We start from the raw sequence: 12,619 nt of genomic DNA on the forward strand, positions 1-12,619 counted from the left end.
TTTCATTCAGGAGCATCGTAACCTCAGGCCATGTCCGCCCTTCTGAAGCTGTTGACTGCGACTCTTTTTACTTGCCTGAGCCTGGCCGCTCACGGCGAGAAATTGCGCATCGTCACCGAACCGTGGGCGCCTTACGTGTATGACGACAACGGCACGATGCGCGGGCTGGACTATGAAACCACGGTGATCGTGTTCCAGCGCCTGGGCGTCGATGTGCAGTGGCAATTCCTGCCGTGGAAACGCTGCCTGGCGATGCTCGAACAAGGCCACGCCGACGGCGCGCTGGACATTTTCCACAGCCATGAGCGCGATGCCCTGCTGCTGTACCCCAGCGAACCGCTGTCGGAAGTGGAGTTCGTGCTGTTCTACGCCAATGAGCGGCCCCACCCGGTCCAGACCCTCGACGAGTTGCGCGGGCTGACCGTGGGCACCTCGCCGGGTTACCTGTACGGCGCCGAATTCAGTGAGTCCAACATGTTCCAACGCGAGCCGGCGCCGAGTCATGAAGCGAACTTCGGCAAATTGCTGCTTGGCCGCATCGATCTGCTGGTGACTGACCGCAGGGTCGGCCAGCATGTGATCGCGGCCTTGGGCCTGGAAGGCCAGGTCAGCCAGGCGCCCGCCGTGATCCGCCGCCAGCAGCAGTTCCTCGCCGTGCGCCGTGGCGCGGGCATGGACCTGCTGGTGCAGCGCTTTGCCGCCGAACTCAAGCGCTTCAAACAAGAGCCGGCCTACGCCGCCTTGAGTGCCAAATATGGTGGTATTCAAAGCGCAGCGGCGCCGATTACACTGCACGAACACACCGTTGAGCAGCAGGAAAGCAGCGCGCGGTGATTGCTCTGTTATACTCGGGCCTTCCCGCCAGGCTTACGCCCGGCCGCTGAGGTCTTGAAAAAGACACCCAACCCAGCTACTGCGCAGCTTTGCGGCCCGCGCGAGCCATTGGAGTGTCCGCCAGACGCAGCAGGACCGGACGGGGTTGCGCTCCCCTAAGCGCCATTCACGCCCGGCAAGATTATCCCTTTGGGCCAAGCCCTAACTAAAACAGGATTACTCATGTCCTTTGCTTCCCTCGGTCTCTCCGAGGCTTTAGTCCGCGCCATCGAGGCAGCGGGCTATACCGAGCCTACTCCGGTGCAACAGCGGGCTATTCCCGCCGTGTTGCAAGGTCGCGACCTGATGGTTGCGGCTCAGACAGGTACTGGTAAAACCGGCGGCTTCGCCCTCCCGATTCTGGAGCGGTTGTTCCCCAATGGTCACCCGGACAAGTCCCAGCGTCATGGCCCGCGCCAACCGCGCGTACTGGTCCTGACCCCTACCCGCGAACTCGCCGCCCAAGTGCACGACAGCTTCAAGCTGTATGCCCGCGACCTGAAGTTCGTCAGCGCCTGCATCTTCGGCGGCGTCGGCATGAACCCACAGGTTCAGGCCATGTCCCGTGGCGTTGACGTCCTCGTCGCCTGCCCGGGTCGCCTGCTCGACCTGTGCGGCCAAGGCAGCGTCGATTTGTCCCACGTGGAAATCCTCGTGCTCGACGAAGCCGACCGCATGCTCGACATGGGCTTTGTCCATGACGTGAAAAAGGTCCTCGCCCGCCTGCCGGCCAAACGTCAGAACCTGCTGTTCTCGGCAACGTTCTCCAACGACATCACCGCCCTGGCCGGCAAGTTGCTGCACAACCCGGAGCGCATCGAGGTCACGCCGCCGAACACCACGGTCGAGCGTATCGAACAACGCGTGTTCCGCCTGGCCGCCAGCCACAAGCGTTCGTTGCTGGCGCACCTGATCACCCACGGCGCGTGGGAACAGGTGCTGGTGTTCACCCGCACCAAGCACGGCGCCAACCGCCTGGCCGAGTACCTGGACAAGCACGGCCTCACCGCCGTCGCCATCCACGGCAACAAGAGCCAGAACGCGCGCACCAAAGCGCTGGCCGACTTCAAGGCCGGTGAAGTACGCATCCTGGTGGCCACCGATATCGCCGCACGCGGCCTGGATATCGACCAACTGCCGCACGTGGTCAACTTCGAGCTGCCTAACGTCGACGAAGACTACGTACACCGTATCGGCCGTACCGGCCGTGCCGGTCGTTCGGGCGAAGCCATCTCCCTGGTTGCGCCGGACGAAGAAAAACTGCTGAAAAGCATCGAGCGCATGACCAAGCAGAAAATCGCCGACGGCGACCTGATGGGCTTCGATGCCAGCACCGTTGAGGCCGAGAAGCCTGAGGTGCGCGAACGTCCGGACGTGCGTAACCCACGCAACCCACGCGGTCCGAAGGGCGATGGCCCGAACGGCGGCGGTGGTGGTGGCGGTCGTCGCGACAAGGGCAAGGACAAGGGCGGCAAGGAAAAAGCGTCGACCAACGGCCGCGGCGAACGCCCGGCCCGCGAGCAGAAGCCCCGCGAAGGCACCCCGGCCCGCGAACAGCGTCAGCCGAGCCAGCCAAGCCAGCCGCCACGCGCCAGCGCCGACCGCGCGCCGGACGAGTTCCTCGACGACGATGTGGATAACTTCGGTAACCGCGTCGACTACGTGCCCCAGGCCAAACCGGCCCAGGGCCGTGGCCGTCGTCCAGGCGCTCCGGCTCCGGGCGCTGGCACTGGCGCACCGCGTGGCGGCCAGCCACAGGGCGCGCGTCAGAACGGCCCGCGCAACAGCAGCGGCGGCACCACCGGTACGCCACCGGCCAAGCGCAGCGGCCCGCGTAACGGCGCACCGCGTGATGGCCAGGCGCGTCGCGAAGACTCGCGCAGCAACAACCGCCGCCCGGCCCGTGACGACCAGCCACGCTTGTCCGAGCCAGCGGTGCAGAACCCACGCGGCGGCCCTGCGCCGAAGATCATCCACAAGGAGTCGAAAGCCGACCGCTTCCCGACACCGGAGCAACTGGATCAGTTGCCAGGCCGTCCTCGTGGTGAAAAACCAGCGCTGCTGACCCGCAACCGCGAAGCATAAAAAAAAACCCGTATCGCGAGATACGGGTTTTTTTGCCTGTAGGAGCGAGCTTGCTCGCGAAGGTCGTCAACGATAACGCTGGCAGCCTGAAAAAACGCGGTGTCTCTACGTTTTTCGCGAGCAAGCTCGCTCCAACAAGTGAAGCGTTACTTCGCTTTCACACCTTCAAACGTCACGTACAGCTCAACATTGTTGGACGCTGGGCCCAGGTCCATCTGCTTGCCGAAGTCTTGGCGATTGAAGCTGGTGGTGCCTTCAAAACCGGCACGGTAGCCGCCCCATGGATCCTTGCCTTCACCCAGGAAGGTGGCCTTGACGACGATCGGCTTGGTCACGCCGTGCAGGGTCAGGTCGCCGGTCACGTCGGCAGTGACTTGGCCCGCAGCATTCTTACCGGTGGTTTTAACACTGGTGGAGACGAACTTGGCATCGGCAAACTTGCCAACGTCCAGGAAGTCTTTGCTGGAGATGTGCTTGTCACGTTCAGCGTGGTTGGTGAACACGCTGGCGGTGCGGACGTTGAACTCAATCTTGCTGTCTTCAGGCTTGGCGGCATCGAAGCTGAACTTGCCGTCCAGGTCCTTGAACGTACCGGTGATGAAGCTGTAGCCCAAGTGGCTGATCTTGAAGTCGACGAAGGCGTGCTGGCCTTCTTTGTCGACAACATAGTCAGCGGCCATCACCTGGCCTGCGGACAGCAGAGCAGAACCGATTGCCAGAGCAGCGAGTGTCTTTTTCAACATGCTTTCTATTCCTTGTGAGTCGAGGTTGAACATCAGGCTTTGCGCCCCAGCATTCGCGTGAGGGTCGCATCACGATCGATAAAGTGGTGTTTCAACGCGGCCACGCCGTGCAGGCCGGCGAAAACCACCAGCACCCAGGCGAGGTACAGATGCACCACGCCTGCGGTGTCTGCCTGGTCCGGCAAGCCGGAAACCAAGGCAGGAATCTCAAACAGGCCAAACACCGGGATACCCACACCGTCCGCGGTGGAAATCAGGTAACCGGCGATCATCACGGCAAACAAGCCGACATAAAGGAACCCATGGCCAAATGCAGCACCGATCCGCGTCAGCCGGCTGTAGCTGGCCAGCGCCGGTGGCGGCGGGCTGATCAGGCGCCAGACGATACGCACCAGCATGATGGCGAACAGCGTGATGCCTATGCTTTTGTGCAGATCCGGCGCGTCTTTGCGCCATGCGCTGTAGTAGTCGAGACCGACCATCCACAAGCCCAGGGCGAATAGACCAAACACCACCAGGGCCACGCCCCAGTGCAATACCATGCTGACCCAGCCGTAGCGGGCTGGTGAGTTACGTAGCTGCATGTACTTAATCCCGTAAGAACTGTGCTCAAGACTAACGATTTACCTATCGAATTAAAGCGCAATTTTTTGCTTTGAAATATCGAGAAATATGATCATAAGCCTAGGCACAATACGTTAACGAGGGATTAAGACTATTCCTAAGAAACGTGACAGACCGTCCTGTGTTTACTGCGAATTGCCCCACAATGGCTTGTGACACGGGCCTCCATTGCATAGGCTTGCGCGATTGTTTCACCTGCGCCGGGCGCAGGACCGCTTCGAGGAGATAGACGATGGGCTTGAACAACCAGTGGATGCAACGCGACCTTGCGGTGCTGTGGCATCCCTGCACCCAGATGAAAGACCACCAGCAACTGCCGCTGATCCCGATCAAGCGCGGTGAAGGCGTGTGGCTGGAAGACTTCGAAGGCAAGCGCTACCTCGATGCCGTCAGCTCCTGGTGGGTCAACGTGTTCGGCCACGCCAACCCGCGCATCAACCAACGCATCAAAGACCAGGTCGACCAGCTGGAACACGTGATCCTCGCCGGTTTCAGCCACCAGCCGGTGATCGAACTGTCCGAGCGCCTGGTGGCGATGACGCCCGCAGGCCTGACCCGGTGCTTCTACGCCGATAACGGTTCGTCGTGCATCGAAGTCGCGTTGAAGATGAGCTTTCACTATTGGCTCAACCGCGGCCTGCCGAACAAAAAACGCTTCGTCACCCTGACCAACAGCTACCACGGCGAAACCATCGCCGCGATGTCGGTGGGCGACGTGCCGCTGTTCACCGAAACCTACAAAGCGCTGCTGCTCGACACCATCAAGGTGCCAAGCCCGGACTGCTACCTGCGCCCCGAGGGCATGAGCTGGGAAGAACACTCGCGCAACATGTTCCTGGCCATGGAACAGACCCTGGCGGACAACCACGACACAGTCGCCGCCGTAATCGTCGAACCGCTGATCCAGGGCGCCGGCGGCATGCGTATGTACCACCCGGTATACCTCAAGCTGCTGCGCGAAGCCTGCGACCGCTACGGCGTACACCTGATCCACGACGAAATCGCCGTGGGCTTCGGCCGCACCGGCAGCATGTTCGCCTGTGAACAGGCCGGCATCCGCCCGGACTTCCTGTGCCTGTCCAAGGCCCTCACCGGCGGCTACCTGCCGCTGGCGGCGGTGGTCACCACCGAAGATGTCTACAGCGCCTTCTACGACGACTACCCGACCCTGCGTGCCTTCCTGCATTCCCACAGCTACACCGGCAACCCGCTGGCGTGCGCGGCGGCCCTGGCGACCCTGGATATTTTCGAAGAAGACAACGTCATCGAAAACAACAAGGCCCTGGCCCAGCGCATGGCCACGGCCACCGCGCACCTGGCGGACCACCCCCATGTGTCGGAAGTGCGCCAGACCGGCATGGTGCTGGCCATCGAGATGGTCCAGGACAAAGCCACCAAGACCGCCTACCCCTGGCAGGAGCGCCGTGGCCTGAAGGTGTTCGAGCACGCCCTGACGCGCGGCGCGCTGCTGCGGCCGTTGGGCAGCGTGGTGTACTTCCTGCCGCCGTATGTGATTACGCCGGAGCAGATCGACTTTTTGGCGGAAGTGGCCAGCGAAGGGATCGATATCGCCACCAACAGCAAGGTGAGCGTTGCCGTGCCCAAAGACTTCCACCCAGGCTTTCGCGATCCAGGTTGATTTGCCCTTCAAGCTTTGTATTTTTTCCAGAGAACAGACATGAGACTGTCCCGCTTTTTCACCGACACCCCGCTGAGCCTCGGCGATCACGAATTGCCTGAAGCCCAGGCGCACTACATCAGCCGCGTGCTGCGCATGGGCGAAGGCGATGCCGTGCAACTGTTCGACGGTTCCGGCCAGGAGTTTCGCGGCACGTTGCTGGAGGTCGGTAAAAAACACGTCAGCGTGCAACTGACCGAGCAATTCGCCGGGCAGGCCGAATCGCCGCTGCACATTCACCTCGGCCAGGGCCTGTCCCGCGGCGAGCGGATGGATTGGGCGATTCAGAAAGCCACCGAACTGGGCGTCAACGCCATCACGCCGATTTTCAGCGAACGCTGCGAAGTGCGCCTCAAGGACGAACGCGCCGACAAACGCCTGCTGCACTGGCGCCAGGTGGCGATCAGCGCCTGCGAGCAATGCGGGCGCTCGACGGTGCCGGTGATTCATCCACCGCTGCTACTGGCCGATTGGCTGAAGCAGACCGAGGCGGACCTGAAGCTGGTGCTGCACCCGGTGGCAGAGCCGATGGTCAGCCATGCCAAGCCATCGAGCCTGGCGTTCCTGATCGGGCCCGAAGGCGGCTTGACCGACCCTGAAGTCGACACCGCCCAAGACGCCGGCTTCCACGCCGCCCGCCTCGGCCCGCGCGTGTTGCGCACCGAAACCGCGCCGGTCGTCGCGCTGGCCGTCGCCCAACAACTGTGGGGCGACTTCTGACCGGCCCGAGGAGCGGGTTTATTCCACCGGGTCGCTGACCGGGGTGGCGAAGATCGCCTTCAACTCGGCGGTCATCGGAAACTCCAGGTTCAGGCCCTTCGGTGGGATCGGCTGTTCAAACCAGCGCCGGTAAATCCCGTTGATCTCACTGGTGCGGTACAGATCGCCCAAGGTGTCGTTGACCACCGCGAGAAACTGCGGATCGTCCTTGCGCACCATGCAGCTGTAGATTTCCCGCGACTGCTCCTCGCCCACCACCACCCAGCGATGCGGGTCCCTGGCCTTGGCGCGCTCGCCGTAGAGCAACGCATCGTCCATATAGAACGCGGCTGCGCGGCCGGTCTCGAGCATCTTGAAGGCTTCGCCGTGGTCCTTGGCGCTGATCACCGACAGGTTGCCGTTGTGCTCGGCGTTGTAACTTTTGAGGAAGCGTTCGTTGGTGGTGCCGGCGGTCGTCACCACGTTCTTGCCCTTGAGGTCGGCGAAGCCTTGGATGCCGCTGTCTTTCGCCGTCAGCAGTTGCCCCTTCACGTAGATGAAGCCGTAGGAAAACGCCACCTGCTTCTGCCGCTCGGCGGTCACCCCGGTAGAACCGCACTCCAGGTCGACGGTGCCGTTCTGCACCAGCGGGATACGGGTCTGGGAAGTCACCAGGTTGTACTTCACGCTAATGTTGGCCACCCCGGTTTTCTGCTGGATGCGCTCGACAATCTTGTTGGCCAGGTCCACCGAATAGCCCATGGGCTTGCCGCTCTGGTCGCCCACGTAGGAAAACGGCACCGACGCATCGCGATAACCCAAGGTGATGGACTTGGTGCTGGCGATCTTACTCAACGTGCCCTCTGTCGGCGGTTCATTCGCCTGAACCGGCGCGCCGAACAAAAGCCCCAGGGTGCAACCGATCAACAGGATTTTTCTCATTGTTATTCTCCGTTGGTGTGTGACGATTCAAGCAGCGCGGGGCGCCAGGCCCTGCATATCAATCGATGGCATGTGCTGGCCGATCAGTTCGGCCAGCAGTTGGCCGCTGCCGCAGGCCAGGGTAAAACCGAGCGCGCCGTGGCCCAGGTTCAGCCACAGGTTGCGATAGGCGCTGGCGCCGATCAGCGGCACCCCGGTCGGCGTGGCGGGACGCATGCCGGCCCATTCGACCGCCTGGGCGTAGTCGCCGGCCAAGGGGAATGTCTCGACCGCCTGGCGCCTGATCAACGCGAGCCGCTTGGGCTCGAGGCCGGCGTCGAAACCGACGATATCGACCATCGCCGCCACCCGCAATTGCTCGCCGATCCGGGCGTACACGATCTTGCGGTCGTAGTCGGTGATGCTCACATTCGGCGCCCGATGCTGCGCGCCAATCGGCACGCTCAGGCTGTAGCCCTTGAGCGGATACAGCGGCAGCGCCAGCCCCGGCAACCCCAACTCAGCGCTGCGATGCCCGGCGGCGAGGACCAGTTGCTCGACCGGCATTACCTCCTCACCCAACTCAATGGCCTGCACCGCACCGGCGCTGTGACGGATCCCGGTGACCTTGCGCCCCAGCAAGAAGCGGCAATGCCCCGACGCTTGCAGGCGCGCCGCCAGGCGTTGGCAGAAGGCGTGACAATCGGCCACTTCCTCGTTCGGCGTGTAGATCCCACCGACAAAACCACCGCTCGCCAGCGCCGGCTCCAGGCGGGTGCAATCGGCCGCCGACAGCACCTGCTGTTGCAGGATATCCGTGACCTTGCGGCGCGCATGCTCGAAGGTGTCGGCGTTGCGAAACGTCACCAGCTTGCCGTTGCGCCGCCAGTCGAAGCCGTCCAGGCGATCATCCTCGCGCCACTGCTCCAAGGTGGCCTGGCTCAGGCTCGCCAGGCGCAGCAGGTGGGCGGCATTGCGCCGGTTCACCGAGCCACGGCAGGCGCCGAGGAACGCCGCCATCCAGCGCCATTGCTGCGGGTCGAGGCGCGGGCGCAGCTTCAATGGCGAATCACCGCGCAGCAGCCAGCCAAGCGCTTGCAGCGGCACCCCGGCATCGGCCAGCGGCGCAACGTAGCGATACGACAACTGCCCACCGTTGGCGAAACTGGTTTCGCTGCCCAGGGTGTCGCGCGCGTCGATCAGCGTCACGTCATGCCCGGCGCGCACCAGCGCGTAGGCGCTTGCCAGGCCGATGACCCCACCCCCGATGATACAAACCTGCCTGGCCATCCCCGCTCCTCGCCGTTGAATAAGACGGCTCAAGCGTAGGGGCAGGTGACAGGCCCGCGACAATGAATAAAGATGGGTCACCTATAAGCAAAGGTTATGGACTCGCCATGCGCTTGCGTCATATCGAAATCTTCCAGGCCATCCGCCAGACCGGCTCCATCAGCGCCGCCGCGCAATTGCTGCACGTCTCGCAACCGGCGGTGAGCAAAGTGTTGCAGCACGCCGAGTTGCAACTGGGCTTCCCGCTGTTTCTGCGCGTGCGCGGCAAATTGCAGCCCACGCCGGAAGCCCTGGCGTTGGAACGCGAAGTCGAGAAAGTCAGCGAAAGCCTGCAAGGCGTAAGGCGCCTGGCCAAGAGTCTGCGCCGGTCGCCAGCGCAGAGTGTGCGGATCGGCGCGATCCCGGCGCTGGCGCTGTCGTTGCTGCCACCGGCGATTCTGCAGTGGAAACGCGCTTACCCGGACATCGCCTGCGAACTGTCCAGCGACCATAGCCGCGAGTTGGTGCAGAAGCTGTTGATGCGCGAAATCGACCTGGCGCTGACCCTCAACTTCGCCGGCCACCCGGGGCTCACCACCCAAGTGCTGGCCAACGGAGCCTTGGTCGCGCTGGCGTCCAAGGGTTATTGGAGCGACGCGCAAACCCACCAGCCGCTGCCCTTGGCGGAGCTGGCGGGAGCGCCGTTGATTGGCCTGTCCAGCGCCGACCCGTTGGCGGCAAAGCTCGACAGTTACCTGGAGAAAGTCGACCCGCCACCACGGGTGAGCCTCTCGGTGCAGACCTACTCCCTGGCTCGCGCGATGGTGGAATCCGGCGCCGGCCTGACCGTCATCGACCCCTTCACCGCCCTCGGCGCGTCGACGGCGACCACCTGCATCCGCACGCTCACACCGCCGCTGCCGATCACCCTGTACGCCCTGACCCGCGCCGACGAACCGCCGCCGCACATGTTGGCCAACCTGCTGCAGATCTTCGGTGAACGTGCCCGGGAGCTGCTCGAACGCCTGTAGTCAGCGCCCTCAACCCCACTGAAGAACCAATGTGGGAGGGGGCTTGCCCCCGATGGCGGTGGTTCAGCCAGCATATTTGCCAACTGACACACCGCCATCGGGGGCAAGCCCCCTCCCACATTTTTTAGACCGCGTCGTGCGTTAGAGCACGTAATGCATGATCGCCACGAAATGCAGCAAACTGCCGCCGATCACAAACAGATGCCAGATCCCATGGGAATGCCGCAGGCGATCCTCCAGGGCAAAAAAGATGATGCCGACGGTGTACAACACCCCGCCCGCCGCCAGCCAGATAAACCCCGCCGTGCCCAGCGCGGCAATCAGCGGCTTGACCGCCACCAGCACGATCCAGCCCATCACCGCATAGATCACGATCGACAGAACCCGTGCTTCGGAACGCGGTTTGATCTCCTGCAGAATGCCGATCACCGCCAGCCCCCAGACGATCCCGAACAACGTCCAGCCCCACGGCCCTCTTAAACTGACCAGGCAAAACGGCGTGTAACTGCCGGCGATCAACAGGTAGATCGAAAAGTGATCGACCTTCTGCATGATCGCTTTTCGCCGCCCCTGCACGCTGTGATACACCGTCGACGCGCTGTACAGCACCATCAACGTAAACCCATAAATCGCCACGCTGACAATCTTCCAGGGGCTGCCGTCCAGGCTCGCCACCACCAACATCCACACCGCGCCCACACACGCCGCGACTGCACCGAGCAAATGGCTCCAGGCGTTGAATCGTTCCCCGTGGTACATCTGTCACTGACCTCCCGTAACCGTTGACCGCTGGCTGGCAAGCGTCCCGCCTTGCGCATCAGAGTGCAAGGGCCTTATGACGTTCCGGCGACGCCGCACGGTTTTGCGCGCACAATCGGCAGCATTCGAACAAGAGCCACGGCCATGTTGATCGACGAAGAGTTCACCCTCAAAAAGCTGGAAATCTTCCTGGCCTTCATGCGTACCGGCAACCTGGCCCGCGCCGCTGCCGAGCTGCAAACCAGCAACGTCAGCGTACACCGCGCCATCCACTCCCTGGAAAACGCCCTGCGCTGCCCGCTGTTCAAGCATGAAGGCCGCAACCTCACCCCGCTGGAAAGCGCCTACGTGCTCGAAGAGCGCGCACAAAAGCTGGTGCAGGACGCAGTCGACAGCATCCGCCTGACCCGCGAAGCCGCCGGCTTCTCCGCCGAACGCTTCAAGCTCGGCTCGCTGTATTCGCTGACGGTGAAAACCGTGCCGCAGCTGATCATGGGCCTGAAACTGCGCCGCAGCGAACTCAACATCGACCTGATCCTCGGCTCCAACTTCGACCTGCTGTATAAGCTCAAGAACATGGAAGTCGACGCGATCCTGATCTCCCTCGACGAACGCGCCAACGACCCCGATTGCGAACAGATCGCGTTGTTCTCCGACGACATCTTCCTCGCCACGCCCGCCGACTCGCCCTTCGACCGCGACCAGCAGATCGACCTGGCCGACGTGCGCGACGCCACGTTCATCACCCTCACCCAAGGCTTCGCCACCCACCAGGACGGCAACCGTGTGTTCAAGCAAGCGGGGTTCGAACCGAAGGTGGCGATGCAGGTCAATGACATCTTCACCCTGCTGAGCATGGTCAGTTCGGGGGTCGGTTATGCGCTGCTGCCAGGAAGGATTGCGGCGGTGTATGAGAACCGCGTGAAGCTGATACCGCTGCAACCCCGGTATCGGTTGCAGCAGCATATCGGGGTGGTGTTCTTGAAGGCCAAGGAGCGTGATCCGAATTTGCTGGCGTTGTTGGCGGAGTGTCGGATGTATGCCAATCGGCAGGTGACAGCCTGACAGACCGTCATCGGGGGCAAGCCCCCTCCCACATTGAAACGCACTCCAAATGTGGGAGGGGGCTTGCCCCCGATAGCGCCAGCCCAATCACCGCAAAACCCCAAAGTCAGCCCACCAACCCTCGCACAATGAAGTACAGCAACGAAGGCCCGAGCAAACAGCCAAGCCCGGTGTGGAACGTCGCGGTCAGCGCGCCATACGGCACCAGGCGCCGATCTGTTGCCGCCAGCCCCGCCGTCACGCCACTCACCGTACCGGCCAGCCCACCGAACACCATCGCCGAACGCGGGTTATCCAGGCCCATCCAACGCGCCGCAACCGGCGTGCCGACCATCACCAGAATCGCCTTGATCAAGCCAGTGGCAATCGACAGCGCCATCACATCCGAGGTCGCGCCGATCGCCGCACCGGTCACCGGGCCGACGATGTAGGTCACGGCGCCGGCGCCGATGGTGGTCATGCTGATCGCATCGCGATAACCGAACACCCAGGCCATGCTTGCACCGACGATAAACGGCAGGATCGTGCCCAGCAGCAGCGCAATCACACCGATCATCCCGGCCTTGCGCGCTTCGGTGGCTTGCACTTCAAACGCCGTGGCGACGATGGCGAAGTCGCGCAGCATCGCGCCGCCCATCAGGCCGATGCCGGAGAACAGCGATATATCCGCCAGGCCTTTTTGCCCGCCGGTCATGGTGCCGCCGACCCAGGCCAGCACTAGGCCGATCACGATGGCAATCGCCGAGCCGTGAACGCGCCCGAACGTCAGACGCTTGGACAGCACCACAGAAATCCACATCACCACGCCCACGAACGCAAAGGCGGTGACCAGGCCGTTATGCTCCAAACCCTTTTCAATGAGAGCCCACATA

At 62.8% G+C, this 12,619-nt stretch carries 12 protein-coding genes; 6 read left to right on the top strand and 6 right to left on the bottom strand.

Annotated features, from left to right (window positions below; all coding sequences use genetic code 11):
* Positions 1-30 precede the first annotated feature (30 nt).
* Both ACP7E3_RS00865 and ACP7E3_RS00870 read left to right on the top strand, forming a co-directional pair.
* Positions 31-834 (top strand): substrate-binding periplasmic protein, encoded by an 804-nt coding sequence (locus ACP7E3_RS00865; protein ID WP_057003943.1) that lies wholly within the window; start codon positions 31-33, stop codon positions 832-834.
* 222 nt (positions 835-1,056) lie between these two features.
* Positions 1,057-2,958, top strand: a complete 1,902-nt coding sequence (locus tag ACP7E3_RS00870; protein WP_108524887.1) for a DEAD/DEAH box helicase — start codon at positions 1,057-1,059, stop codon at positions 2,956-2,958.
* A 146-nt stretch (positions 2,959-3,104) separates the two neighbouring features.
* Here ACP7E3_RS00870 and ACP7E3_RS00875 read toward each other — a convergent pair whose 3' ends face one another.
* Together ACP7E3_RS00875 and ACP7E3_RS00880 are read right to left on the bottom strand one after the other, a co-directional pair.
* Positions 3,105-3,701, bottom strand: coding sequence for a YceI family protein (locus tag ACP7E3_RS00875; RefSeq protein ID WP_017844972.1), 597 nt, complete (start codon positions 3,699-3,701; stop codon positions 3,105-3,107).
* A gap of 32 nt (positions 3,702-3,733) precedes the next feature.
* The gene (locus ACP7E3_RS00880; RefSeq protein WP_017844973.1) at positions 3,734-4,285 is read right to left on the bottom strand and encodes a cytochrome b; all 552 of its coding nucleotides are present in this window, start codon (positions 4,283-4,285) and stop codon (positions 3,734-3,736) included.
* Between the two features lie 272 nt (positions 4,286-4,557).
* Between ACP7E3_RS00880 and ACP7E3_RS00885 the strand changes: the two genes are divergently transcribed.
* On the top strand, positions 4,558-5,964 hold the full coding sequence (locus ACP7E3_RS00885; RefSeq protein WP_046381777.1) for an adenosylmethionine--8-amino-7-oxononanoate transaminase: 1,407 nt from the start codon (positions 4,558-4,560) through the stop codon (positions 5,962-5,964).
* Positions 5,965-6,003: 39 nt separating this feature from the next.
* Entirely contained in the window at positions 6,004-6,723 is a 720-nt protein-coding gene (locus tag ACP7E3_RS00890) for a 16S rRNA (uracil(1498)-N(3))-methyltransferase (protein ID WP_017844975.1), read from the top strand.
* An 18-nt stretch (positions 6,724-6,741) separates the two neighbouring features.
* Here the strand turns inward: ACP7E3_RS00890 and ACP7E3_RS00895 are convergent, their stop codons facing one another.
* Both ACP7E3_RS00895 and ACP7E3_RS00900 read right to left on the bottom strand, forming a co-directional pair.
* On the bottom strand, positions 6,742-7,644 hold the full coding sequence (locus ACP7E3_RS00895) for a transporter substrate-binding domain-containing protein (protein WP_426122115.1): 903 nt from the start codon (positions 7,642-7,644) through the stop codon (positions 6,742-6,744).
* 27 nt (positions 7,645-7,671) lie between these two features.
* Positions 7,672-8,913, bottom strand: a complete 1,242-nt coding sequence (locus ACP7E3_RS00900) for a D-amino acid dehydrogenase (protein WP_193058829.1) — start codon at positions 8,911-8,913, stop codon at positions 7,672-7,674.
* A gap of 107 nt (positions 8,914-9,020) precedes the next feature.
* On the opposite strand from ACP7E3_RS00900, the gene ACP7E3_RS00905 reads away from it, so the two are divergent.
* Positions 9,021-9,923 carry a LysR family transcriptional regulator gene (locus ACP7E3_RS00905; RefSeq protein ID WP_057003947.1) on the top strand — a complete coding sequence of 301 codons (903 nt, stop codon included), beginning with the start codon at positions 9,021-9,023 and terminating at the stop codon, positions 9,921-9,923.
* A gap of 141 nt (positions 9,924-10,064) precedes the next feature.
* Here the strand turns inward: ACP7E3_RS00905 and trhA are convergent, their stop codons facing one another.
* Positions 10,065-10,682: a PAQR family membrane homeostasis protein TrhA gene (trhA, locus tag ACP7E3_RS00910; protein ID WP_017844979.1), complete on the bottom strand. Its 618-nt coding sequence runs from the start codon at positions 10,680-10,682 to the stop codon at positions 10,065-10,067.
* 144 nt (positions 10,683-10,826) lie between these two features.
* On the opposite strand from trhA, the gene ACP7E3_RS00915 reads away from it, so the two are divergent.
* A complete protein-coding gene (locus ACP7E3_RS00915) occupies positions 10,827-11,747 on the top strand; it encodes a LysR family transcriptional regulator (protein WP_017844980.1) in 921 nt (306 codons plus the stop codon).
* A gap of 106 nt (positions 11,748-11,853) precedes the next feature.
* On the opposite strand, the gene madM is transcribed toward ACP7E3_RS00915, so the two are convergent.
* The gene (gene madM / locus ACP7E3_RS00920) at positions 11,854-12,618 is read right to left on the bottom strand and encodes a malonate transporter subunit MadM (protein ID WP_017844981.1); all 765 of its coding nucleotides are present in this window, start codon (positions 12,616-12,618) and stop codon (positions 11,854-11,856) included.
* Position 12,619 lies beyond the last annotated feature (1 nt).

Source organism: Pseudomonas sp. PSPC2-3 (genome assembly GCF_049898265.1).
GTDB lineage: Bacteria > Pseudomonadota > Gammaproteobacteria > Pseudomonadales > Pseudomonadaceae > Aquipseudomonas > Aquipseudomonas veronii.